The sequence below is a fragment of the Streptomyces sp. 1-11 genome (genome assembly GCF_007176755.1).
Lineage (GTDB): Bacteria > Actinomycetota > Actinomycetes > Streptomycetales > Streptomycetaceae > Streptomyces.
The window spans coordinates 1-23,251 of the sequence record NZ_BJTV01000020.1 but is presented as its reverse complement, the minus strand read 5'-3'; the positions used below and the strand labels follow the sequence as shown (position 1 = coordinate 23,251).

24 protein-coding genes and 1 pseudogene are annotated in these 23,251 nt (G+C 73.9%); 6 read left to right on the top strand and 19 right to left on the bottom strand.

All coding sequences use genetic code 11. The features are described from left to right. Positions 1–43: 43 nt before the first annotated feature. The 3 genes from TNCT1_RS31285 to TNCT1_RS36045 form a co-directional block, all read right to left on the bottom strand. Positions 44–1,150, bottom strand: a complete 1,107-nt coding sequence (locus TNCT1_RS31285) for an MBL fold metallo-hydrolase (protein ID WP_143638846.1) — start codon at positions 1,148–1,150, stop codon at positions 44–46. Beyond that, the gene (locus tag TNCT1_RS31280; RefSeq protein WP_143638844.1) at positions 1,147–2,403 is read right to left on the bottom strand and encodes an aminotransferase class I/II-fold pyridoxal phosphate-dependent enzyme; all 1,257 of its coding nucleotides are present in this window, start codon (positions 2,401–2,403) and stop codon (positions 1,147–1,149) included. The genes TNCT1_RS31285 and TNCT1_RS31280 overlap by 4 nt, the downstream gene beginning before the upstream one ends. A gap of 260 nt (positions 2,404–2,663) precedes the next feature. Continuing rightward, positions 2,664–3,506 carry a hypothetical protein gene (locus TNCT1_RS36045; protein WP_216856694.1) on the bottom strand — a complete coding sequence of 281 codons (843 nt, stop codon included), beginning with the start codon at positions 3,504–3,506 and terminating at the stop codon, positions 2,664–2,666. A gap of 258 nt (positions 3,507–3,764) precedes the next feature. Between TNCT1_RS36045 and TNCT1_RS31270 the strand changes: the two genes are divergently transcribed. From TNCT1_RS31270 to TNCT1_RS31260, 3 genes are all read left to right on the top strand, one after another. After that, on the top strand, positions 3,765–5,558 hold the full coding sequence (locus tag TNCT1_RS31270; protein WP_143638842.1) for a thiamine pyrophosphate-requiring protein: 1,794 nt from the start codon (positions 3,765–3,767) through the stop codon (positions 5,556–5,558). Between the two features lie 160 nt (positions 5,559–5,718). Further along, the gene (locus TNCT1_RS31265; protein WP_143638840.1) at positions 5,719–6,096 is read left to right on the top strand and encodes a DUF2795 domain-containing protein; all 378 of its coding nucleotides are present in this window, start codon (positions 5,719–5,721) and stop codon (positions 6,094–6,096) included. Positions 6,097–6,184: 88 nt separating this feature from the next. Continuing rightward, positions 6,185–6,727: a type 1 glutamine amidotransferase domain-containing protein gene (locus tag TNCT1_RS31260; RefSeq protein ID WP_143638838.1), complete on the top strand. Its 543-nt coding sequence runs from the start codon at positions 6,185–6,187 to the stop codon at positions 6,725–6,727. A 63-nt stretch (positions 6,728–6,790) separates the two neighbouring features. On the opposite strand, the pseudogene TNCT1_RS31255 reads toward TNCT1_RS31260, so the two are convergent. The 3 genes and pseudogenes from TNCT1_RS31255 to TNCT1_RS31245 all read right to left on the bottom strand — a co-directional run bounded on the left by TNCT1_RS31255 (position 6,791) and on the right by TNCT1_RS31245 (position 9,500). Then, positions 6,791–7,095: pseudogene (locus tag TNCT1_RS31255) on the bottom strand (DUF6158 family protein). An 89-nt stretch (positions 7,096–7,184) separates the two neighbouring features. Further along, on the bottom strand, positions 7,185–8,804 hold the full coding sequence (locus TNCT1_RS31250) for an ABC-F family ATP-binding cassette domain-containing protein (RefSeq protein ID WP_143638834.1): 1,620 nt from the start codon (positions 8,802–8,804) through the stop codon (positions 7,185–7,187). A 42-nt stretch (positions 8,805–8,846) separates the two neighbouring features. Then, positions 8,847–9,500, bottom strand: coding sequence for a histidine phosphatase family protein (locus TNCT1_RS31245; RefSeq protein ID WP_143638831.1), 654 nt, complete (start codon positions 9,498–9,500; stop codon positions 8,847–8,849). A gap of 97 nt (positions 9,501–9,597) precedes the next feature. Between TNCT1_RS31245 and TNCT1_RS31240 the strand changes: the two genes are divergently transcribed. Then, on the top strand, positions 9,598–11,082 hold the full coding sequence (locus TNCT1_RS31240; protein WP_143638830.1) for a bifunctional phosphatase PAP2/diacylglycerol kinase family protein: 1,485 nt from the start codon (positions 9,598–9,600) through the stop codon (positions 11,080–11,082). 154 nt (positions 11,083–11,236) lie between these two features. Further along, positions 11,237–12,058, top strand: coding sequence for a class I SAM-dependent methyltransferase (locus tag TNCT1_RS31235; RefSeq protein WP_143638829.1), 822 nt, complete (start codon positions 11,237–11,239; stop codon positions 12,056–12,058). A 34-nt stretch (positions 12,059–12,092) separates the two neighbouring features. On the opposite strand, the gene TNCT1_RS31230 is transcribed toward TNCT1_RS31235, so the two are convergent. From TNCT1_RS31230 to TNCT1_RS31170, 13 genes are all read right to left on the bottom strand, one after another. Further along, positions 12,093–12,374: a gas vesicle protein K gene (locus tag TNCT1_RS31230; protein WP_143638827.1), complete on the bottom strand. Its 282-nt coding sequence runs from the start codon at positions 12,372–12,374 to the stop codon at positions 12,093–12,095. Next, positions 12,371–12,559 carry a gas vesicle protein gene (locus TNCT1_RS31225; protein ID WP_143638825.1) on the bottom strand — a complete coding sequence of 63 codons (189 nt, stop codon included), beginning with the start codon at positions 12,557–12,559 and terminating at the stop codon, positions 12,371–12,373. The genes TNCT1_RS31230 and TNCT1_RS31225 overlap by 4 nt, the downstream gene beginning before the upstream one ends. Next, entirely contained in the window at positions 12,556–13,311 is a 756-nt protein-coding gene (locus TNCT1_RS31220) for a GvpL/GvpF family gas vesicle protein (RefSeq protein WP_143638823.1), read from the bottom strand. The genes TNCT1_RS31225 and TNCT1_RS31220 overlap by 4 nt, the downstream gene beginning before the upstream one ends. Beyond that, positions 13,308–13,658: a gas vesicle protein gene (locus tag TNCT1_RS31215; protein WP_143638820.1), complete on the bottom strand. Its 351-nt coding sequence runs from the start codon at positions 13,656–13,658 to the stop codon at positions 13,308–13,310. The genes TNCT1_RS31220 and TNCT1_RS31215 overlap by 4 nt, the downstream gene beginning before the upstream one ends. Further along, positions 13,655–14,893 (bottom strand): SRPBCC family protein, encoded by a 1,239-nt coding sequence (locus TNCT1_RS31210; protein WP_143638818.1) that lies wholly within the window; start codon positions 14,891–14,893, stop codon positions 13,655–13,657. The genes TNCT1_RS31215 and TNCT1_RS31210 overlap by 4 nt, the downstream gene beginning before the upstream one ends. Further along, entirely contained in the window at positions 14,890–15,507 is a 618-nt protein-coding gene (locus tag TNCT1_RS31205; RefSeq protein ID WP_143638815.1) for a DNA primase, read from the bottom strand. Before TNCT1_RS31205 ends, TNCT1_RS31210 begins: the two co-directional genes overlap by 4 nt. Beyond that, the gene (locus TNCT1_RS31200) at positions 15,507–15,767 is read right to left on the bottom strand and encodes a gas vesicle protein GvpG (protein WP_143638813.1); all 261 of its coding nucleotides are present in this window, start codon (positions 15,765–15,767) and stop codon (positions 15,507–15,509) included. Before TNCT1_RS31200 ends, TNCT1_RS31205 begins: the two co-directional genes overlap by 1 nt. A gap of 34 nt (positions 15,768–15,801) precedes the next feature. Continuing rightward, positions 15,802–16,572 carry a GvpL/GvpF family gas vesicle protein gene (locus tag TNCT1_RS31195; protein WP_143638811.1) on the bottom strand — a complete coding sequence of 257 codons (771 nt, stop codon included), beginning with the start codon at positions 16,570–16,572 and terminating at the stop codon, positions 15,802–15,804. After that, complete coding sequence (locus TNCT1_RS31190) at positions 16,569–16,991, bottom strand: gas vesicle structural protein GvpA (protein ID WP_143638808.1); 423 nt, start codon at positions 16,989–16,991, stop codon at positions 16,569–16,571. Before TNCT1_RS31190 ends, TNCT1_RS31195 begins: the two co-directional genes overlap by 4 nt. Positions 16,992–17,064: 73 nt before the next feature. Continuing rightward, positions 17,065–17,430, bottom strand: a complete 366-nt coding sequence (locus tag TNCT1_RS31185; protein ID WP_143638805.1) for a gas vesicle protein — start codon at positions 17,428–17,430, stop codon at positions 17,065–17,067. Between the two features lie 122 nt (positions 17,431–17,552). Continuing rightward, positions 17,553–18,521: a non-homologous end-joining DNA ligase gene (ligD, locus tag TNCT1_RS31180; protein ID WP_143638803.1), complete on the bottom strand. Its 969-nt coding sequence runs from the start codon at positions 18,519–18,521 to the stop codon at positions 17,553–17,555. After that, positions 18,518–20,365 carry a transketolase gene (locus tag TNCT1_RS31175; RefSeq protein WP_143638801.1) on the bottom strand — a complete coding sequence of 616 codons (1,848 nt, stop codon included), beginning with the start codon at positions 20,363–20,365 and terminating at the stop codon, positions 18,518–18,520. The genes ligD and TNCT1_RS31175 overlap by 4 nt, the downstream gene beginning before the upstream one ends. Further along, positions 20,362–21,915 (bottom strand): NAD(P)/FAD-dependent oxidoreductase, encoded by a 1,554-nt coding sequence (locus TNCT1_RS31170; RefSeq protein ID WP_143638798.1) that lies wholly within the window; start codon positions 21,913–21,915, stop codon positions 20,362–20,364. The genes TNCT1_RS31175 and TNCT1_RS31170 overlap by 4 nt, the downstream gene beginning before the upstream one ends. A 197-nt stretch (positions 21,916–22,112) precedes the next feature. On the opposite strand from TNCT1_RS31170, the gene TNCT1_RS31165 reads away from it, so the two are divergent. Beyond that, positions 22,113–23,069: an LLM class F420-dependent oxidoreductase gene (locus tag TNCT1_RS31165; RefSeq protein ID WP_143638795.1), complete on the top strand. Its 957-nt coding sequence runs from the start codon at positions 22,113–22,115 to the stop codon at positions 23,067–23,069. The last annotated feature ends 182 nt before the right edge of the window (positions 23,070–23,251 follow it).

The following is a 23,251-nucleotide window of genomic DNA, read 5'->3' as shown; positions in this document are numbered from 1 at the left end:
CACGGTTTCCGGCGGTCCCGGCGGTGGCCTCGGGCGGCCCCCTTCACTCCAGCACGCGCGAGCCGCCCACCGGGAGGTCCCACAGGTCCTCGCGTTCCAGGCCCGCCTTCTCCCAGGCCGCGCGGACCCGGGTCAGCGGCTCCAGGACCGGTTCCGCCGACAGCACGAAGGTGCCCCAGTGCATCGGGGCCATCCTGCGCGCCCCCAGGTCCAGGGTGGCCCGTACCGCCTCCTCCGGATCGCAGTGGACGTCGCTGAGCCACCAGCGGGGGTCGTAGGCGCCGATGGGCATCAGGGCGAGGTCGATCCCCGGGTAGCGGCGGCCTATGCGGGCGAACCAGTGGCCGTAGCCGGTGTCGCCGGCGAAGTAGAGGCGCCCGCCGTCGGGGGCGGTGAGGACCCAGCCGCCCCACAGGCTGTGGCAGGTGTCGGTGAGGGTGCGCTTGGACCAGTGGTGGGCCGGCACGAAGTCGAAGCGGACGCCGGACAGTTCGGCGCCCTCCCACCAGTCGAGCTCGGTGACGCGGGTGAACCGGCGCCGCAGGAACCAGCGGCCGAGACCGGCCGGCACGAACACCGGGGTGTCGCGCGGGAGCCGGCTCAGGGTGGGGGCGTCCAGGTGGTCGTAGTGGTTGTGGCTGATGACGACCGCGTCGACGCCCGGCAGGCTCTCCCACGGCACGCCGACGGGGGTGATGCGGGCCGGCGTGCCGAGGATGCGGCGGGACCAGACGGGGTCGGTGAGGACGGTGAGCCCGCCGGCCCGGACGATCCAGCTCGCGTGGCCCGCCCAGGTCACGGCGAGGGTGTCGGTGCCCACGTTCGGCAGCGGGCCGGGGGCGTACGGGACCAGCGGGATGTCGGCGAGTCCCTCCGGGCCGGGGCGTACGGCGCCCTCGCGGGCGAAGCGGGCGAGCGCCTTGAGGCCGGGCAGCGGCGCGGTGAGCCGGTCGTGGAAGGTACGCGGCCACACCCGGTGCTCGCCCAGCGGGCGGGGCTCGGCCAGCGGCGGGAAGGGCGGCGCGAGCGCGGCCCGGGACGCGGGGGCGGCGGGCGCGCGGTCCGCCGGACCGGCCGGGCCGGGCGCGGACGTGGTGGTGGTCGTGGACGTCGTGGCGGTGGACCCGGGCTCATGCGTCTGCTGCGTCATCGAGGAGGCTCCCGTCGCTGAGCGTCGTCGCGGAGGCCGTCGAAGGCCGACCTCAAGGAGATCAACGCGCTGTGCAGGTGTGGCAGTTCCAACGGTGAGGGTGACGTGAGGGATTCCGTGCGTTCCTCGTCCGAGCCGCCCAGCAGGGGGCCGGTGGCGAGCCGCACCCGCAGCTCCCCCAGGCCGTCGCCGAAGCGGTGGCCGCCGGGCGCGGGCATGCCGAGCCGGGCGGTGAGGAAGTCCTCCAGTTCCTGTGCGTCCGTCACGCCTCGCGCGGCCAGCGCCCCGCGCAGCGGCGAGAGGTCGGCGTACAGGTGGCGGCCGGCCTGCGGGGGCCGGGCCAGCGCGCCGGCCGCGACGACCGCGGAGTGCGCGGCCGCGGCCACGCGCGCGTGCAGGCGCACGGCGGCCTCGCGGCGCTCGGCGACGGGCGCGGGCTCGTCGAGGGCGTACCCGGCGGCGGCGGCGACGGGCGTGGCGACCCGGGCGTCCAGGGCGGTGAGGATGTCGAGCACGCGCGCGTGCAGCCGCTCCCCCGCCGCACCGGAGGGCACGCGCACGAGGGCGGCGGGCCAGCCCGGCGGCAGCAGGGCGCCGGCCAGATCGGCGACCACGGTGACCCGGTCGGGCAGCATCTCGGCGGGGCTCAGCAGGACGGTCCCGTGCGGGTCGTGCAGGGTGTCGCGCCAGGTCTCGTCGCTGACCAGGTGCAGGCCCTCGGCGACGGCCGCCTCGACGGCCTCGTGCAGCAGTTCCGGCGGGGCGACGGTGGCGGTGGGGTCGTCGGCGACGGACAGCACCAGCAGCCTGGGGTCGCCGCCCTCGGCGCGGACCCGGCGGACGGTCTCCAGCAGCGCGTACGGGTCGGGGACGCCGCCGCTCTCGGCCGGGGTCGGCACGTGGAACACGGGCCTGCCGAGCAGCCGGGCGTAGGGCGCCCACCAGGCGGCGCACGGGCGCGGCACCAGCACGTCGCCGCCGTCCCCGGCGAGCGCGGCGGTCACGGCGAGCAGCAGCGCGGGCGCGCCGGGACCCGCGGCCACCCGGTCGGGGACGCAGGGCAGCCCGCGCCGGGTCCAGTAGCCGCAGGCCGCCTCCAGCAGGGCGGGGGCGCCGCCGACCGGCTGGGCCGCGGCCCGGCCCGCTGCGGCGGCGAGGACGGCGGAGAGTTCCGGCAGGACGGGCAGGCCGTCGCCGGGCAGCGGGGGCCCGTAGCGGACGGGGCCGTGCCCCTCCGGGTCCGTCCGCCGCATGCCCGCCTCCGCGCTGTCGTGGTGCCGTCCGCCGTCCCGCCCGGTCCGTGCTTCGCTCCGCCGGCCTTCACCGCCGGCCGCCGGCCGCCGCATCCGTCGCGGCCACCGTGTCCGTCACGGCCACCGCGGTGGCGGCGGCCGTGTGACCGGTGCGTCCGGTGTCCACGGGTGGTGCCCTCGGGAGGGTGTGTACCCGCCGGGCGGCCCGCCCAGGCCGGTGATCACGGTCGCGCCCGTCACACCGCCGGTCCGGCCGCGTGTCAGACGGACGCGCTCCGCCGGCGGCCGAGGAGCCGGTAGCCCGCGCCCGCACAGGCGGCGGCGATCAGCAAACCGCCGGCGACCAGGGCCGGGACCGAGTCACCGAAGGAGCCTCCCTGTCCCGCCTGTACCCCGTGCCCCAACTGCGCGGGGGCGCAGTCGTCGTCGCCGTCGGACGCCCGGCAGTCGTCCCAGCCGCCGTCCCCGCCGCCGTCGGTGCCCTGGCTCTGTCCGTGGCCCTGACCCTGGCCCTGACTCTCACCCTGGCCTTGTCCCTGACCTTGGCCCTGGCCTTGTCCCTGACCTTGGCCTTGTCCCTGACCCTGCTGCCCCTGCCATTGACCCTGCCCCTCACCCTGGCCCAACCCCTGCCCCTGGCCCTGACCTTGACCCAGACCTTGCCCCTGACCCAGACCTTGCCCCTGACCCTGTCCTTGCCCCTGCCCTTCCCCCTGCCACGTCTCCTGCCCTTCGCCCTGCTCCGGTTCCGCTCCGAACTGCCCGAGGTACTGCCCCGGCTCCTCTCCCCGCACGATCACATCGGTCCCCGCATCCCCCTCCCCCGCTTCCTGCCCCTGCCCCTGCCCCTGCCCCTGCTGGGGCGTCGGCGCCGGGCGTACCGTTCCCGGGACGCAGGCCCCTCCGGGCACGGCACCCGCACCGGTGCCGCCGGGGCAGGTCGCGGGCGGCGGCAGCGGGCCGGGCACGGTGGTCGGGGCGGCGGACCGGACGGCGCCGGGGCTCTGCCCGGCCCCGGCGTCCGCGGACGCGGCGGGCCCGGTCACGACGAGCGCGGCGCCGGCCAGAACGGCGACGGACAGGGCACGGGCGGTGCGGCGCATGGGGCGGACTCCTCGGCGATACGGCGGTCGGCGGTCGGCGGTCTGCGGGACACGCAGGTGCCCTCGTCTGCCATCACAGCCCGCCCGGCGCCGTACCGCGCGCGGCCGGACCCCATTCGCGGGACCCGTGGGGGCCGGGCGGGTGACACCGCCCCTGCGGCCCGCGTAGCCCGCGCCCCGCAGGTTTTCCGCACCCGCTGCAGGTGACTCGGCACGTACTGACCTGAAGTCCGCCATCGACCGCGGGAGGTCCCCTCCATGAGCAGCAAGGTCTCCGACCACATCCTCGAGCGGCTGCGCGCCTGGGGCGTGGAACAGGTCTTCGGCTATCCCGGAGACGGCATCAACGGGCTGCTCGCCGCCTGGGGCCGGGCCGACGACCAGCCGCGCTTCATCCAGTCCCGGCACGAGGAGATGTCCGCGTTCGAAGCGGTCGGGTACGCCAAGTTCAGCGGCCGGATCGGGGTGTGCGCGGCCACCTCCGGTCCCGGCGCGATCCACCTGCTGAACGGCCTGTACGACGCGAAGCTGGACCACGTCCCGGTGCTGGCGATCGTCGGCCAGACCAACCGGACCGCGATCGGCGGCTCCTACCAGCAGGAAGTCGACCTGCACACGCTGTACAAGGACGTCGCCTCGGAGTTCGTCGAGACGGTGATGGTGCCCGAGCAACTGCCGAACGTGCTGGACCGGGCGATCCGCACGGCCTACGCCCGGCGCTGCCCCACCGCGATCATCGTCCCGGCCGACGTGCAGGAACTGGACTACTCGCCGCCGACGCACGAGTTCAAGATGGTGCCGTCCAGCCTGGGCATGAGCGACTACACCGCGACGCCGACGGACGAGGCGCTGCGCCGAGCCGCGGACGTGCTGAACGCCGGTGACAAGCCCGCCATCCTGATCGGGCAGGGCGCCGCCGGCGCGGTCGCGGAGGTGCGGGAGATCGCCGAACTGCTCGGCGCGGGCGTCGCCAAGGCGCTGCTCGGCAAGGACGTCCTCAGCGACGAGCTGCCGTACGTCACCGGGCCGATCGGGCTGCTGGGCAGCAGGCCGTCGTACGAGCTGATGCGGGACTGCGACACGCTGCTGACCATCGGTTCCTCGTTCCCGTACACCCAGTTCATGCCGGAGTTCGGCAAGGCGCGCGGGGTGCAGATCGACGTCGACCCGCACATGGTCGGGATGCGCTACCCGTACGAGGTGAACCTGATCGGCGACGCGAGGGCCACGCTGCGGCGGCTGATCCCGCTGCTGGAGACCGACCGGGGCGGGCGCGAGTGGCAGGACACCGTGTGCGCCAACGTCAAGCGCTGGCACGACACGATGGAGCGGCGGGCCGGTCTGTCGGCCGACCCGATCAACCCCGAGTACGTGGCCCGGGCGCTCGACCCGCTGCTGCCGGAGAACGCGATCCTCACGTCGGACTCCGGTTCGGTCGCGAACTGGTACGCGCGGCACATCACGATGCGCGGGGACATGCGCGGCTCGCTGTCCGGGACGCTCGCGACGATGGGCCCGGGCGTGCCGTACGCGATCGGCGCCAAGTTCGCGCATCCCGACCGGCCGGTGTTCGCGCTGGTCGGGGACGGTGCGATGCAGATGAACGGGCTGGCGGAGATGATCACGGCGGCCAAGTACCGGGACCGCTGGTCCGATCCCCGGCTGGTGGTGGGCGTGTGGAACAACCGCGACCTGAACCAGGTGACCTGGGAGATGCGCGCGATGGAGGGCGCCCCGTCGTTCGTGCCGTCGCAGGAGCTCCCGGACGTGCAGTACGCGGCCTTCGCCCGCACCCTCGGCCTGACCGGGGTCCGGGTGGAGAAGCCCGAGGAGGTCGAGGCGGGCTGGCGGGCGGCCCTGGAGGCGGACGGTCCGGCCGTGATCGAGTTCGTCACCGACCCCGCCGTACCGCCCATCCCGCCGCACGCCTCCTGGGAGCAGATGGAGGCGACGGCCAAGTCGATCCTCAAGGGCGACGAGGACCGGGGGTCGATGATCAAGCAGGGTCTGAAGGCCAAGGTGCAGGAGTTCCTGCCGGGCGACAGGCATTAGCCGGGACAGGCCCGCCGCCGGGCCCTCTCACCCGGGCCGTTATGCGTCGGCCCCGCCGGGTACGCGTGTGCGCACGGCCGCGGCGCATCCCCTGGGATCCGGTGTCGGCCCCCGGACCCCGGGTACGCGGTGCGGACCTTCGACTCTCTGGAGGGAGAACATGCAGCGAGGCAGTGACCGGCTGAACGTCCACCGGGACGACGAGATGAAACACGAGCTGCAGGGCCTGCTCAGGTCCGGGCACCCGACGCGCACCGAGGAGTGGCACGACCCGGAGCCCGCCGCGGACGACGACCCGGAGGTGTGGGCCGGGCCCGTGGCGCCGGGCCAGGCGGGCGCGTCGCTGGAGAAGGTGCGGCTGGAGCTGGCGCGGCACCTGGGGCGGCACGCGTTCCCGGCGAACGCGGGCGAGCTGGCCCGGGCACTGCGCCGTGGCAACGCCCCCGGAGCCCTGATCGACGCGGTGGCGGGGCTCACCCGCTCGAACCGTTACGAGAACGTGCAGCAGCTGGCCGAGGCGCTGGTGGGCGAGGCCTGAGCCGGGGCCGGGCGGCCGGGACGAGGAACCCGGCGCGCCCGGACCGATGGGGCCGTTGTCCGTGCTGTGGAAGAGAAAGTGAGAGATCATGCGTATCGCGTTTCTGGTGGCCCCCGAGGGTGTCGAGCAGGTCGAGCTGACCGAGCCGTGGAAGGCCGCCTCCGACGGCGGCCACGAACCGGTGCTGGTGTCGACCGCGTCCGGCAAGATCCAGGCGTTCAACCACCTGGACAAGGCGGACACCTTCCCGGTGGACGAGGTCGTGGGTGAGACCTCCGCCGACGGGTTCGGCGCTCTCGTGCTGCCCGGCGGTGTCGCCAACCCCGACTTCCTCCGGATGGACGAGAAGGCCGTCGCCTTCGTGAAGGAGTTCTTCGAGCAGGCCAAGCCGGTCGCCGCGATCTGTCACGCACCGTGGACGCTGGTCGAGGCGGACGTCGTACGCGGCCGGGAGCTGACGTCCTGGCCCAGCCTTCAGACGGACATCCGCAACGCGGGCGGCACCTGGGTGGACGAGCAGGTCAAGATCTGCGACCACGGCTCGAACAAGCTGGTGACCAGCCGCAAGCCGGACGACCTGAAGGCGTTCTGCGACGCGTTCCTGCACGTGTTCGCGGGTGAGGCGGGCTGACCGGGGCCACGCGTGGCTGAGGGCCGGCCCGTACGGGCCGGCCCTCAGCCATGGGCGCCTGGATCAGGTGCCGGACGCGCCCGGGGTCACCGCCTCGCCGCAGCCGCGCTCCCGGGCGCCCTCGCGGGTGCGGCCCGCGCTCACCAGCCGGCGCGGGTTGCGGCGCAGGTACTCGCCCTCCAGCTGCGCCATCCGCTCGTTGTGGGCCCGCAGCGCGTCGTTGGAGCCGTACAGCAGGGTGTCGTGACGCGTGCGGTGGATCGTCTCCAGCTCCTTCATGAGCTGCTGGTCGTCCAGTCGGCTGGGCTCGACTCCGGTCATGGTGTGCCCCGCTCGTCGTGTGGTGTCCGCGGCTCGCGCTCCTGCATCCACTGTACGAACATCCCGGCGCCCGGGCCTGTCTGGGACCTGTCCGACCGTCCCCGCCGGGCCCGCGACGCGCATGGTCGGACCGGCCCTAGCGGGCGCGTTCCACCCGGCGCTCGTCCCAGACCGGCTCGGGCGTCTCGCGGACCCGGCCGTCGCTGCCGAAGACCAGGAAGCGGTCGAAGGAGCGGGCGAACCAGCGGTCGTGGGTGACCGCGAGCACGGTGCCCTCGAACGCCTCGAGGCCCTCCTGGAGAGCCTCGGCGGACTCCAGGTCGAGGTTGTCGGTGGGCTCGTCCAGGAGCAGGGCGGTGACGCCCTCCAGTTCCAGCAGCAGGATCTGGAAGCGTGCCTGCTGGCCGCCGGAGAGCCGGTCGAAGGACTGCTCGGCCTGGCCGGTCAGCTCGTAGCGGCGCAGCCGGGACATGGCGGCGCCCCGGTCCTGGGCGTGCTCCTTCCACAGGATGTCCAGCAGCGTGCGGCCGACGAGTTCGGGGTGGGCGTGGGTCTGGGCGAAGTGGCCGGGCACGACGCGTGCCCCGAGCTTCCACTGCCCCGTGTGCGCCACCTCCCCGCCGGCCAGCAGCCGCAGGAAGTGCGACTTGCCGGAGCCGTTGGAGCCGAGCACGGCGACCCGTTCGCCGTAGAAGACCTCCAGGTCGAACGGTTTCATCAGACCGGTCAGTTCGAGATTCGCGCAGGTGACGGCGCGCACCCCGGTACGGCCGCCCTTGAGGCGCATGGTGATGTCCTGCTCGCGCGGCGGCTCGGGCGGCGGTCCGGCCTCCTCGAACTTGCGCAGCCTGGTCTGGGCGGCCTGGTAGCGCGACGCCATCTCGTGGCTGACGGCGGCGGCCTGGCGGAGGTTGACCACGAGCTTCCTCAGCTGGGCGTGCTTCTCGTCCCAGCGGCGGCGCAGCTCCTCGAAGCGGGCGAAGCGCTCGCGGCGCGCCTCGTGGTAGGTGGCGAAGCCGCCGCCGTGCACCCAGGCGTCGGCGCCGGCCGGGCCCGGCTCCACGGAGACGATCCGTTCGGCGGCGCGGGCGAGCAGTTCCCGGTCGTGGGAGACGAACAGGACCGTCTTGCGGGTCTCCCTGAGCTGCTCCTCAAGCCAGCGCTTGCCGGGCACGTCGAGGTAGTTGTCCGGCTCGTCGAGGAGCAGCACCTCGTCGGTGCCGCGCAGCAGCGCCTCCAGGACGAGGCGTTTCTGCTCGCCGCCGGAGAGGGTGCGCACCTGCCGCCACTGGGCCCGCTCGTAGGGCATGCCGAGGGCCGCGGTGGTGCACATGTCCCACAGGGTCTCGGCCTCGTAGCCGCGTACCTCGGCCCAGTCGGCGAGAGCCTGCGCGTAGCCGAGCTGGGCGGCCTCGTCGTCGACGGTCATGATGGCGTGCTCGGCCCGGTCCACGGCCAGCGCCGCCTCGCGGATACGGGGCGGGGCGACGGAGACGAGCAGGTCGCGCACGGTCGTCTCGTCCCGTACGGAGCCCACGAACTGGCGCATCACACCGAGGCCGCCGCTGACGGTCACCGTGCCGCCGTGCGGCTTCAGCTCGCCGGAGATCAGCCGGAGCAGGGTCGTCTTGCCGGCGCCGTTGGGGCCGACCAGGGCGACGGCCGTGCCCTCGCCGACCCGGAAGGAGACATCGCCGAGCAGCGTCCTGCCGTCGGGTAGGTGGTACTCGAGGTGCGCGGCTTCCAGATGTCCCATGAGGAGGCATTCTGTGTGCCGCCCGCGCGCCGGGGCAAACCGTTATCCGGCTGCGACCGCCTCGCCCGCCGGGCCGCCCTCCCCCGCCGGTTCCACCGTCGCGCCCTCCCAGGCCAGCGCCTTCCAGCCGTCGGCCGGCGAACCCTCCAGGACGACGACGCCGGTGTTGCGCAGCGGGCGGGCCGCGGCGAACCCGACGTCGACGTTCGCGGCCCGGGCCGCGGTCCACAGGCGGATCGCGGCGCCGTGGCTGATCATGGCGACGGTCGCGGCGCCGCTCGCGGCGGCCTCGGCGACCACCGCGTCGTACCGGGCGAGGGTCTCCTCGCCGTTCTCCCCGCCGGGGATGCGGACCCCGGTGTCCCCGGCGGCCCAGGCGAAGACCGTGCGCAGGTAGAGCTCGCCCCGCGGGGAGTCCCCGGGCAGCATCTCCAGGTCGCCCGCGGTCACCTCACGGATGCCGTCCCGGACGACCACCTCCAGGCCCCGGACGGCGGCCAGCGGGGCCGCGGTGAGCCGGGTGCGCAGCAGGGTGGACGCGTAGACGGCCTCGATGTCCTCGCCGGCGAGCGCCCCGGGCAGTTCGGCGGCCTGCCGCTCGCCGAGCGGGGTGAGCCCCGGGCCGGGCACGGCGGTGTCCAGCAGCCGGCCGACGTTGGAGGGGGTCTGGCCGTGGCGGACCAGCAGCAGGCGCATCCGGGGTGTCTCCTCACGCGCCCGTCGGGCGGAGCGCAGGCCGGTGACCGGCGTGTCCGGGCACAAGAAGCGGCCGCTTCAGGGTAACCGGACGTCTATGAGCCCAGACGTCGACCTCACCGTCCCGCGGCCCCGCCTCCGCGTCCTGTCCAAGCTGCTGGAGTACGACTGCCGGCTGTTCGAGCTGGCGGCGGCCCGGCACTGGCCCGGCGCCGAGCGGGCGCTGCCCCGGCTCAGCCGGAGCGCGAACCACGGGGTGCTGTGGTTCGCGACGGCCGCAGCGATCGCGGCCAGCCGTTCGCCGCGGGCCCGCCGGGCCGCCACCCGGGGCGTGGCCTCGCTGAGCGTGGCCTCGCTGGCCATCAACACCCTCGGCAAGCGGTCGGTTCGCCGGGCCCGGCCGGTGCTGGACTCGGTGCCGCTGTCGCGGCAGCTCAAGCGGCAGCCGATCACCACATCCTTCCCCTCCGGTCACGCCGCCTCGGCCGCCGCCTTCGCCACGGGGGTGGCTTTGGAGTCGCCGCGGTGGGGCGCGGCGGTGGCGCCGGTGGCGTTCTCCGTGGCGATGTCCCGCGTCTACACGGGCGTGCACTACCCGAGCGACGTGCTGGCGGGAGCGGCGCTGGGCGCGGGCGCCGCGTTCGCGGTGCGTGGTCTGGTGCCGACCCGCACCCAGGTCGCGCCGCCGCCGCGGCCCCGCACCGAGGCGCCGGCGCTGCTCGACGGCGAGGGCCTGGTGCTGGTCGCCAACCGCGCCTCGGGCACCTCGGACCGGGTGCGGGTGCTGCACGAGGCGCTGCCCGGGGCGGAGCTCGTGGAGTGCGCGCCCGAGGACGTCAAGGAGGAGCTGGAGAAGGCCGCCGCGCGGGCCCGGGTGCTCGGGGTGTGCGGGGGCGACGGGACGGTGAACACGGCCGCCGGGGTGGCCCTGCGGCGCGGTCTGCCGCTGGCGGTGCTGCCCGGCGGCACGCTGAACCACTTCGCCTACGACCTGGGCGTGGAGGACGAGCGGAGCCTGGCCGACGCCGTCCGGGCGGGCGAGGCGGTCCGGGTGGACGTCGGCCGGTTCGTGGCGGGCGACCACGAGGGGCTGTTCCTGAACACCTTCAGCCTGGGCGTGTACCCGGAGCTGGTGCGCGAGCGGGAACGCTGGTCGTCCCGGATCGGCGGCTGGCCGGCCGGGATGCTGGGCGCGATGAAGGTGCTGCGCGCCGACCGGCACCCGCTGACGGTGGAGCTGCGCGGCAAGCGCCACCCCCTGTGGCTGCTGTTCGTGGGCAACGGGATCTACCACCGGATGGGCCTCGCGCCCGGCCGCCGGACCGATCTGGCGGACGGGCTGCTGGACGTGCGGGTGGTGCACGGCAGCCGCCGGCCCGCGCTGCGTCTGCTGGCGGCCGCCGCGGCCGGCCCGCTCACCCGGTCCCCGGCCCACGCGGCGGTCCAGGTGAACCGGCTGCGGCTGACCGGGCTCGCCCCCGGCACGCCGCTGGCGTACGACGGCGAGGTCGTCGAGGTGGGCGGGGACGTGCTGGTGGAGAAGCTGCCCGAGGCGCTGACGGTGTACCGGCCGCTCTCCTGACCGCGCCGCCGGTCCGGCGGCACGACGCGCCCGTCCCAGATGATGAAACACGGGTCTCATCATTCGGCACGGGCGCGTACCGTTCGGCGTACCGCGGGCCGGGCCGCAGGGCCCCGCCGCGGGTGACGTCGACGAGGGGCGAAAGGGCACAGCCATGCCGAGAGCGCAGGACACCGCCGTCTACACGCACGGGCACCACGAGTCGGTGCTGAGGTCGCACACCTGGCGGACCGCCGCCAACTCCGCGGCCTATCTGCTCGGCGTGCTCAAACCGCACATGCGGATCCTGGACATCGGCTGCGGCCCCGGCACCATCACCGCCGATCTGGCCGCGCTGGTCCCGCAGGGGCACGTCACCGGCGCCGACCGCGCCCCCGCTGTCCTGGAGCGGGCCCGGGCGACCGCGGAGGCGCGGGGCCTGGCCAACGTGGACTTCACGGTCGCCGACGTCCACGCCCTGGACTACCCCGACGACACGTTCTGCGTGGTCCACGCCCACCAGGTGCTCCAGCACGTGGGCGACCCGGTGGCGGCGCTGCGCGAGATGCACCGGGTGACGAAGCCCGGCGGGTACATCGCGGTCCGCGACGCCGACTACGCGGCGATGACCTGGTACCCGGCGCTGCCCGGCCTGGAGGACTGGCTGGACCTGTACGAGGCGGTCGCCCGGGCCAACGGCGGCGAGCCGGACGCCGGACGCAGGCTGCGGGCCTGGGCGCTGGCCGCCGGCCTGACGGACATCACGGCCACCTCCAGCACCTGGACGTTCGCCACCGCCGAGGAGCGGGCCTGGTGGAGCGGGCTGTGGGCCGACCGCACGGTCGACTCGGACTACGCCGACCGCGCCGTGCGGGGCGGGCACGCCACACCGGAGCGGCTGCGGGCGGCGTCGGCGGCCTGGCGGGAGTGGGGCCTGCGGGAGGACGCCTGGTTCGGCGTCCTGCACGGCGAGATCCTGTGCCGCAAGGCGGCCTGACCCGAGCCACCGCAGGGCCCCGGCGCCGCCCGGCTCACTGGCGGGGCAGCAGCGGGCCCAGCGGCCCGAGGTCCAGGTTCAGGTCCTCGGGCCGCAGCCCGTAGCGGTCCCTCAGCTCGGCCATCCGCTCCTCCAGGAGCATCAGGGTGAGGCCGATCCGCTCCTCCTGGTCCTCGGTCAGCTCACCGGTGTCGAAGCGGCGCACCGCCTGCCGTTCCATGAGCTGGCGCAGCAGTTCCACCACGGTCAGCACCAGCTTGACCAGATCGCGTTCGACCGTGTCGGGCTCCAGGTCGAGCCGCTTGGGGGCGGTCACAGCAACTCCTCGAAGGGTGAGGGCACCGTCTCGTTCACGGAGCTGATCAGCGCGTTGAGATCGATGCGGACGAGATCGACGTCCGCGATCCGCAGCGTCAGGTCCCCGGTGATGACGACCCCGCCGGCCAGCAGCCGGTCCAGCAGGTCCACGAGCGCTATCTCACGCCGCTCGACGACGGTCACGCTTCCTCCCCACTGAACGAGTACGCGGCCCAGGGACCGGTGAGCTCCACCCGGATGCCGGGCGTCTCGTCCTTGGTGCGGTCCACCAGCTCCACGAACTCCTCACAGCTCGCCCTCGGCACCAGGTAGGCCGCGTTGAGCACGTTCTGTCCCGACGCCCCGGACAGCGCGGGATTCTGCGCCGGGTGCAGCCGGACGTCCTCGGAGTGCCGGGTGAGCCGCTCGTGCAGGTCCCGGGCGAACGCCTCCGCCCGCTGCCACCGCTCCTCGTGCGCCTCGCTGTGCCGCCTGCGGCTGCGCAGGTAGTCCCGGCCGCTGGCCGGTTTGGCCGCAGCGGCCACGGGCTCCGCCGGCTCGGACTCCACGAACACCTTCACGCCCCACTCCACCCGGCCCTCGAGCCGGTCGAGGGCGCGCCGGAAGTCGTCCTCCCGGGCCTCCATCATCGCCCGGATGCCGCTGTCGTCCCGGAACACGGTCGCGAGCCGCAGCGGCAGCGGGGTGGTGACGGTGCTGAGCGCGGCGATCACGCCCTGGTGGGCGCGGGCGGTCGCGCTCAGCCAGTCCAGGTCCTCCAGCCGGGCGCGCAGCGCCTGCTCGCCGAAGTCCGCCTCCGGCACCGTGCTGACCACCGCGACCAGCCCGTGGTGGTGCAGCAGCGCCGGCGGGGCTCCCCCGACGCCGGTCAGCTCGGCCTGCAGGGGCGCGTCGAGGGGGCGGCAGACGGCGTAGACGTACCGCAGTGCGCTCACTTGGCCTCCTCCTCCGGCACGCTGTCCGGCACACTGCCGGGCGCCAGTTCCTGCAGCCTCTCCAGCCGCTCCCTGAGCTCGGCGTTCTCACGCGCGAGCTCGTTGTGCCGGGCGCGGGAGGAGAGGGCCGGGTCGGTCTCCCACCAGTCGATGCCCATCTCCTTGGCCTTGTCGACCGAGGCGACGATCAGCCGGAGCTTGATGGTGAGCAGTTCGATGTCGAGCAGGTTGATCCGGATGTCGCCGGCGATGACGACACCCTTGTCGAGCACCCGTTCCAGGATGTCGGCGAGGTTGGCCCCGCCGCCCTGGCCGTAGGGCTCGGGAAAACGGCTGGGGGTCGTCATCGACGGCTCCCGCCCCCGGCGTGCTCGGGTTCCTCTTCGTCCTCGTACTCTTCTTCGGGCTCCTCCTCAGACCCCTCCTGGGGCTCCTCGTCGGATTCCTCTTCGAGCTCGTCCTCGTACGGGCCCTCTTCCTCGTCCTCGTACTCCTCCGGCTCCTCGGACTCCTCCGGCTCCTCCTCGCCCTCTTCCTCGTCCTCGTAGGCTTCCTCGTCCTCGGCGGCGGGCTCCTCGCCCTCCTCGGGTTCCTCGCCCTCCTCCGGCTCTTCCTCCTCGGACTCCTCCTCGGACCCCTCAGGCTCCTCGCCCTCCTCGGGCTCCTCGCCCTCCTCCTGCTCGGACTCCTCTTCCTCCGCCACCGCGTCCTCGTGGCTGCGGACGACCTCGCCGTCGCGGATCTCCCCGCGCCAGCCGTCCTCCGCCTCTCCCTTGAGGGTGATGTGACGGGCGAAGTTCTTGAAGTCGAGCCGGACCCGGCGGCCCTGGGCGCGCCAGATGTTGCCCGTCTTCTCGAAGAGGCCGCTCGGGTAGTACTCCATGACCAGGAGGATGCGGGTGAGGTTCTCGTCGAGCCGGTGGAAGGTGACGACGCCCTTCGTGGTGCCCTTGGCGCCCTCCGACGACCACTGGATCTTGTAGTCGGGGACCTGCTCGACGGTGTGCGCCTTCCAGCTCCGGCTGGACCAGAAGATCTTGGCCTGCCAGTCGGAGTGCGTGTCGTCGGCGCGGCTCGCGCTCTTGACGCCCTTGGCGAAGGTGCTGAAGTCCTGGTACTGGGTCCACTGGTCGTACGCGGTGCGCACCGGCACGCCGACGTCGACGGACTCGACGATGACGGTCGGCTTGTTGCCCCCGCCCTTCTTGCCCTTGCTCTTGCCGCCCCCGAGGCCCTTCAGCTTGCCCATGACGGTGTCCTTGGCGTGCGAGGCCCCGAGTTCGAGCGCGGAACGCAGCGGGCCCTTGCCCTCGGCGACCTTGCGGCCGGCGTCGAGGGCGAGCTTGGCGAAGCCCGGGCTGTTGCCCTCGGCTATGTCGTTGAGCTTGCCCGTGGTCTCACCGAGCTTGCGGCCGAAGCCGGTCAGCAGCTTCTGCGCCTGGGCGCCCAGGTAGTCCTGCACCTCGGCCTTGAGCCGGTCCGCCGCCTCGCTGTGCGCCAGATCCGTCAGTGGATTGCTCTTGGCCGCTCCGCCCGCGGCCTTGCCGGCGGCGGACGTCGCGGATCCGACGGTCTCGGTCATCGGTCTTCGCCGCCCTTCGACTGCCTGGACCGGCCGGTGCGGTTGCCGCCGCCGGCCGCGGCCGTCTTCTTCGTGGCCGTTCTGCGGGCCGTGCCAGCCGCCTTCTTGGCGGCCGCCCGGCCTGCCGTGCTCTTCGCCGCCGTCTTCTTGGCGGGCGACTTCTTCGCGGGGGCCTTCTTCGCGGCCGCCTCGCGGCGGGGCTTGTCGTCCTTCCGCTCGGCGGAGCCCTCCTGGCCTCCGTCGTCCTCGTCCTCCTGTTCCTCCGGCTCCTCGGACTCGGACTTGCCGCCGGGCACGACGCCGGACAACTGGTCGCGCACCGCGCTGGTGCGGCCGTGCAGCCGGTCGGCGAGCGCGCTCATCTGGCGCTCGGCCATGGCCCCGGTGGCGGCCTTGCCGACGCCGCGCAGGTCCTGGCGGAGCTGGTCCCCGATCTCCTTGAACTGCGGGTTGTCACGGAGCTGCTGGTTGAGCAGCTCGGCGAGGCCCCGCGGGCCGAGGTTCAGCTTCTTGCCGGCCACCAGGGAGCCGACCGCCAGGGCCATCTTCAGTTTCTTCGTACGTCCCAGGAGGTATCCGGCCCCGATGGCGAGACCTAGTCCCGTTCGATTCATCACGTCGTCCCGTTGGCTGTGGTTTCGCCGGAGCGCAGGGCGGTCTCCAGCCGGTCGAGCAGTTCGTCCTCGCGGCGGTCGAACTCCTCCTCGCTGATCTCGCCTGCCTCCAGTTGCTCTTCGAGGCGGGCGAGTTCGGCCCGTACGGTGGCGGGGTCGTAGTAGATGCGCTCCGCCTCTTGGTACACCTGTTTGATCGCCCATCCGGCGCCGCGGACCGGTGCGAACGGCAGCAGCAGCACCTCGCTGATCAGTCCCACGATGTCCCTCCTTTCCGTTCGGGCCGGGCCGCTGCTACTGCGCTCCGGCGTCGGCGCCGGCCGTGCTGCCCGCGGGCTCGGCGGGACCGGGCTCCACGAAGCTGTAGGGCGGGAGCGGCCCGTTGAGCCGCAGGTCGAGGTGGGGGTGGCTGGTGCGGACCTGCTCGACGGCGGCCAGGAACTCCTCGGCGGTGTCCCGGGCCACCAGGAACGACAGGTTGACCAGCCAGCCGGTCGACTCGGGGCCCACGCTCAGCGCGGAGCCGGCCGACTCCAGCGCGCTGCGCACCTCGGCCGAATCCTCGGCCTCCTTGTCCTTGACGGCGGCCGCGACCATCTCACCGAGACGGATCTTGTCGTCGTAACTACCGCCGCCGGACGTGCGGTTGGCCTCGGCCAGGGAACGCAGCTCGGCGTTCTCGGCCATCACCCGGTGCAGTACGGCCTCTTCGACGTGCGTGGCCTTGACGTTGTACTCGACCTTGCCGTCCAGCTCCCGCAGCCGCTCCTGGTAGTGCTGGGCGCGCTCGCCGAGCACCTGGGTCACGGAGTCGTCGTCGGGGGCGACGCTGCCGAACCGCATGGGCAGCACGCAGCCGCCCGCGCCGGCCTCGGCGAGCACGTTCTGGTGCGCGAGCAGATCCCGGCGCTTGGGCCGCAGTCCCTCGGGCGCGTCACTGACCACGGCCGCCAGTTCACCGGCCGTCAGCACGCGCACCGGCAGCGGCGGCTCGCCCACGCCGGTCATGCCCTCGGGCAGGGCCGGGTGCGAACGGGCGGTGATCCCGTAGACGTAGGTGCTCACTCCGACTCCTCCTTACGCCGGGCCGCGGTCTTGCGGGCACGCGGCCGGGACTCGCTCTGCCCCTCGTCACGCGCCTGCTTGAAAGCGCCGGATATCGTCTCCGCGGCGCCCGACAGGGCGCCCTTGGACTTGCCGCGGGCACCGGACTCGGTGACCTCGCCGACGATCTCGGGCAGGCCCGGGCTCTTGTTCGGGCCCGATTCCAGGTCGAGGCGGTTGCACGCCTCGGCGAAGCGCAGATACGTGTCGACACTGGCCACGACGACGCGTACGTCGATCTTGAGGATCTCGATGCCGACCAGGGAGACACGGACGAACGCGTCGATCACGAGCCCCCTGTCCAGAACCAGTTCCAGTACGTCGTAGAGGCCGCTGCTGCCGCCTCCGCCGCCGGTCTGCTGTGCCGGTACAACGGTCATGCCGGCCGATCCTCCTTCTCGGTTGTCGGAAACGCGGTGCTCCGGTGGATGCCGGGCGCTCGGTACGGGCGGCCTAGCGGCCGCGCGCGTCGGCCCGTCCGCGTTCGTAGCGGCGGACGCGGCGGTAGCCCGTGAGCTGCCCCTCGTCGTCCAGCTCCACCTGGTAAGTCGCCATCAGGCTCATGGTGTCCGGGACCCGCTCGAGTTCGAGTACCTCCACCTCGAGCGACCAGCCCTCCGCGGTCTGCTCGAAGGAGGACACCGACTCCGGCTCGAGACCGGTCAGCTCGGCGAGCTGGGCGCGGGCCTCGCGCAGGACCTCCATGGGACGCGGCCGCCGGCTGGTGGCCGCGCCCTGCGGCGCGTCGTCCTCCGCCTTGGACGATTTCTGCGTTTCCTGTGAATCCTGTGACTGATGCGTGTTCTTTGTGTTCGTCATGGCCACCTCTCCCCTGCGTGTGGCCGCTCATCCCTTGGCCAAACATTCCGGGGGACGGGTTCTCGACGCCGCTGGTCACAGACGGTGGACGTGCGACCGGGGCCGGCCAGGACCGGCCGTCGTCAGCCCTTCAGTCCCGTGAGGCGGCGCCTTGCGGGTCCGAGGGCGCGCCCCCGGCCCGGCAGCGTGGCCCACGGGTCGGTGCGGGCCTGGTCGACGGCGTCGGCGATGGTCCAGCTGCGAGCGTGGACGCCTGGATCGGCCACCTGTTCCCAGCTTAGGGGCACAGCGACGGGCGCGCCGGGCAGAGCGCGGACGGTGTAGGGGGCCACGGCCGTCTGCGCGTAGCCGTTGCGCTGTACGTCGAGGTAGAGGCGGTCGCCGCGGTCGCGCCTGCGGGCGGCGGTGGTGAGCCGGTCGGGGTGCGCGGCCGCGGCGAACTCGGCCACGTCGTGGGCGAACCGGCGCACCTCGTCGAAGTCGTGGCGCCCGTCCAGCGGGACGACCAGGTGCAGTCCGCGCGACCCGGTGGTCATCGGCGCGGCGGGCAGGCCCAGCTCGTCCAGCAGCTCGTGCAGGACGCCGGCCGCCTCGCGGACGGCGGCGAAGCCGTCCTGCGGGGTCCCACGGGCCGCGTCGGGCGCCGGGGCCGGGTCGAGGTCGAAGACCAGCCGGTCGGGGTGGTTCGGGCCGCCTGCCCGGTCGGTGCGGGACAGCCACCGGTGCAGGGTCAGGCAGGCCTGGTCGGCCAGGTGGAGCAGGGTGGCGGTGTCGTCGCAGACGACGTGCGTCACCGTGCCGCCCTCTTTGGCGACCTCGGCCCGGGTGATCCAGTCCGGGTAGTGGTCCGGGGTGTTCTTCTGCATGAAGCGGGGGCCGTCGAGGCCGTCCGGATACCGTTCGAGCATCAGCGGACGGCCCCTCAGGTGCGGCAGCAGATACGGCGCGACGGACCGGTAGTAGTCGGCGAGATCGCCCTTGGTCCACCCCTCGACGCCCTCCTCGCGGCCCGGGATGAGGACCTTCCCCGGCCGCCGGACGCACACCGTGCGGCGGCCCGCCCGTATGGCCCGCCCGCCGTCGCCGCTCATCCCACGACCGCCTCCTCCACCAGCAGCTTCGCCGCGGCCGCGATGCCCACGGCGTCGATTCCGGCGGCGTGGAGCTGCTCGTCGGGCGCGGCCGACCCGGGCATGGTGCGCACCGCGAGCCGGACCAGGCGGGGCACGGGCCCACCGTCGCAGAACGCCTCCGCGACGGCGTCCCCGAGGCCGCCCTCCTCGTGGTGGTCCTCGACGGTGAGCAGGCAGCCCGTCTCCTCGGCGGCCCGGCGCAGCGTCTCGGTGTCGACGGGCTTGACGGAGTACAGGTCGATCACCCGGACCTGGATGCCGTCCTGGGCGAGCCGTTCGGCGGCCACGAGCGCCTCGTGCACCGTGACCCCGGCCGCGACCACGGTCAGCCGGTCCTGCTCGCCGGAGCGCAGCACCTTGCTGCCGCCGACCGGGAACTCCTCGTCGGGGCCGTAGATCACCGGGCTCTCGCCGCGCGAGGTGCGCAGGTAGCGGACGCCGTCCAGGCCGGCCATGGTGGCGACCAGCCGGGCCGTCTGGTTGGCGTCGCACGGGTACAGCACCGTCGAGCCGTACACGGACCGGAACATCGCCAGGTCCTCCAGGCCCATCTGCGAGGGCCCGTCCTGCCCGATCGCCACGCCGGCGTGCGAGCCGACCAGGTTGATCCCGCTGCCGCTGATCGAGGCCATGCGCACGAAGTCGTGGGCGCGGCTGAGGAAGGCCGCGAACGTCGAGGCGTACGGCAGCCAGCCGCGGGCCGCCATGCCGACGGCGGTGGCGACGAGCTGCTGCTCGGCGATGTAGCACTCGAAGAAGCGGTCGGGGTGCTCCTTGCCGAACATCTCGGTACGGGTGGAGTCGCCGACCTCGCCGTCCAGCGCGACGACGTCGCCCCGGGCGCCGCCGAGCGCGGCCAGGGCCTTGCCGAAGGCGTCCCGGGTGGCCACCTCCTCGCCCTTGTCGTACCGCGGCAGCCGCACCACCTCGGTGTTCAGCGAGCGGAGCGCCGCGGCGGCGGCCGGCTCGCTCACCCGGACGCGCAGGTCACGCGGCCCGCCGAGCTCGGCGATGGCCTCCTCGGCCTCCGGCAGCGGCTTGCCGTGCAGGCCCTCGCGATCCTCGACGGCGGCGACGCCCTTGCCCTTGAGCGTGCGGGCGAGGATCACGGTGGGCTGTCCGGTCGTCGACAGGGCCTCGCCGTAGGCCCGGTCGATCGCGTCGACATCGTGGCCGTCGATCTCGATGGTGTGCCAGCCGAAGGCCTGGAAGCGGCGGGCGTAGGCGTCCAGGTCGTGTCCGTGCCGGGTCGGGCCGCGCTGGCCGAGCCGGTTGACGTCCACGACGGCGACGAGGTTGTCCAGGTTCTCGTACGCGGCGTGCTCGGCCGCCTCCCAGACGGAGCCCTCGGCCAGTTCGCTGTCGCCGCACAGCACCCACACCCGGTAGCCGGTGCGGTCCAGCCGCTGCCCGGCGAGCGCGATGCCGACGCCGACCGGCAGGCCCTGGCCGAGCGAGCCGGTGGCGGTCTCCACCCACGGCAGCCGGCGCGGGGTCGGGTGCCCCTCCAGGCGGCTGCCGAGCTTGCGGAAGGTCAGCAGCTCGCCGTCCTCGATGGCGCCGGCCGCCTTGTACGCAGCGTACAGCAGCGGCGAGGCGTGGCCCTTGGAGAGCACGAAGCGGTCGTTGGCGGGGTGTTCGGGGCGCTCGAAGTCATAGCGCAGGTGGTTGGCGATCAGGACGGCCATCAGGTCGGCGGCGGACATCGACGAGGTGGGATGCCCGGAGCCCGCCGCTGCGGCGGCCCGCACGCTGTCCACGCGCAACTGCTGCCCGAGTTCGGCGAGTTCGGCGGTGTTCATGAATCTCCTTCTGCTGGGTCGGGCGGGTCCGGGCGGTCCGCGGGGCCGGTGCGCCGGACGGGGCCGGGTGCGGGGTGGTCGTCGGGCGGCGCGGGCGCGGGCCGGCCGTCGGCGGGTGCGTCCGCCGGCCGGCTCCCGGCGGGCGCACTCGCCGCGGATCCGCCGCCGGGCGCACTCGCCGCGGATCCGCCGCCGCTGCCGTCGTGCCCGCCGCCGTCGTGCCCGCTCCCGCCGGACCGGCCGGCGGCGCCGGGTACCCGGACCAGCTCCGGGGATGCCGTGTCCAGCGGGACCGACCAGGACCGCACCAGCCCCAACTGCACGCTCTGCCGCGGGAGTACGGCGTCCAGCAGCCAGTCGGCGGCGACGCGCAGGCGGTTGCCGGGCAGGGCGGCCAGGTGGTAGCCGCGGGTGACCGCACCGGCCGGCGGGCCGGACAGCGGGACGCCGAACGGGTTGGCGGCGGCCCGCACCCCGCCGAGGTCCACGGCGAAACCGAGATCGCGGTGGCGGTAGGCGCGCCGGCGCCGGCCGAGGCCGAGCGAGGCGGCCACGTTCTCGCCGGCCACCCTGCCCTGCCGCCAGGCGTGCTGGGCGGTCATCGGGGTGAACTCGCCGGGCCGCTCCAGGTCCGGCACGGCCGCCGCGTCCCCGCAGGCGAACACCTCCGTGCGGCCCGGCACCTGGAGGTACGGGTCGACGATGAGCCGGCCCCGCTCCAGCGGCTGTCCGACGGCCTCGATCAGCGGGTCGGGCCGGACCCCGACGCACCAGACCAGGGTCCGCGACGCCACGAAGTCGCCGTCGCTGAGCAGGACGCCGTCCGGGGTGGCCTCCTTCACCGAGGTGCCCGTGCGAACCTCGACGCCGCGCGCCCGCAGCACCCGGCCCGCGGTGCGGGAGAGCCGTTCGTCCATCTCCGGCAGCACACGGGGGGCCACGTCCAGCAGTATCCACCGGGGCCGGGCCACGCCGGGCAGGTCCCGGCGGGCCAGGTGGTCGGTGAGCATCCGCATGTGCGCGGCCACCTCGGTGCCGGTGTAGCCGGCGCCGACCACCACGAAGGTGCACCGGGCGGCGCGGGCCTCCGGGTCGGCCTCCGTGGCGGCCAGCTCCACCTGCCGGGTGACGTGGTCGCGCAGGTACAGCGCCTCGGGCAGCCCGCGGAACCCGTGCGCGTGCTCGGCGACGCCGGGCACCGGCAGCAGCTTGTTGACGCTGCCCACGGCCAGCACCAGCCGGTCGTAGCCGACGGCGCCGGCGCCGTCCTCGGGGTCCCGGTAGTGCACGGTGCGCCGGTCGAAGTCGACCCCGGTGGCCTCCCCCAGGACCAGGCGCACCCCGCGCAGGGTGCCGGGCAGGGAGACGGTGACCCGGCGGGCCTCCAGGATCCCGGCGGCCACCTGGGGCAGCAGCGGCAGGTACAGGAAGTAGTCGGTCGGGTTGAGCAGGGTGATCCGGGCACGGCCGCGGGTGAGCCGGGCGAGGGTGCGGGCAGCCCGGTACCCGGCGAAGCCGGCGCCGACGATCACCACACGTGGTCGACTCACGGGTGTCCCTCCGGCGGTGTGGCTCCCTCAGGCCTTCCGCGTAACCGGGGCCGCCGCACCCAAACGCCGCCCGGCTCACCCGGACGCCCCTCGAAGCCGCGTTTCGCCCGGTCGGCGGCGGTTACCCGGCCCGGGTTCCCGGATCCCCACCAGCGGCGGGCCCGGCCGTCCGGCCGCGTCGCGCGGAGGTGCCTGTCATGCCTGAGTACGGTTATTTCCTGGCCTGCGAGGAGCACGGCCCGGCCGAGCTGATCGAACAGGCCCGCATGGCCGAACAGGCCGGTTTCCAGTCGCTGTGGATCTCCGACCACTACCACCCGTGGAACGACGCGCAGGGGCAGAGCCCGTTCGTCTGGTCGGTGATCGGCGCGCTGTCCGAGGCGGTCTCACTGCCCATCGAGACGGCGGTGACCTGCCCGACGGTGCGCATCCACCCGGCGGTGCTGGCGCAGGCCGCGGCGACCAGCGCGGTGCTGACCGGCGGCCGGTTCCGGCTCGGGGTGGGCACCGGGGAGGCGCTGAACGAGCACATCCTCGGCGACCGCTGGCCCCCGCTGCACATCCGGCTGGAGATGCTGGAGGAGTCCATCCAGGTGATGCGCCGGCTGTTCACCGGCGAGGAGGTCAACCACCACGGCACGCACTACACGGTGGAGAACGCCCGGCTCTACACGGTTCCCGACGAGCCCGTGCCGATCGACATCTCGGGCTTCGGCCCGAAGGCGACCTCGCTGGCCGCCCGGGTGGGCGACGGCTACATCACGATGATGCCGGACGAGGACATGGTCACCCAGTACCGCAAGGGCGGCGGCGGGGCCAAGCCGGTCAGCGGCGGTACGAAGGTCTGTTACGGGGCCGACCGGGACAGTTGCGTGCGGACGGTGCGGGAGCTCTGGTACAACGAGCTGCTGCCCGGTGAGATGGGCCAGGTGCTGCCCTCGCCACGGCACTTCGAGCAGCTCGCGGAGCTCGTCACCGAGGACATGGTGCGGGACAAGACGGTGTGTGGGGACGACGTCGACGAGCATGTCTCGGCGTTGCGGGCGTTCGGTGACGCGGGGTTCGACCGGGTGTACGTGAATCAGATCGGGCCGGATCAGCGGGGGTTCTTCGACTTCTACCGTACGAAGGTGCTGCCGCGGCTTGTGGAGTGAGGGGGGCTCCGCCGGAGGGTGGGTGAGGTGCGGGGTGTGGGGCGCGCGGGTGGGGGTGTGGGTGCGGGGTGTGGGTGCGTGCGGGTCGGATGTGGCTGGGCGCGCGGTTCCCCGCGCCCCTTCCACGGGTGCCGCGGGCTTGTGGGTGTGGGGCCAACTAGGGTCGTGGGTATGGAGATTCT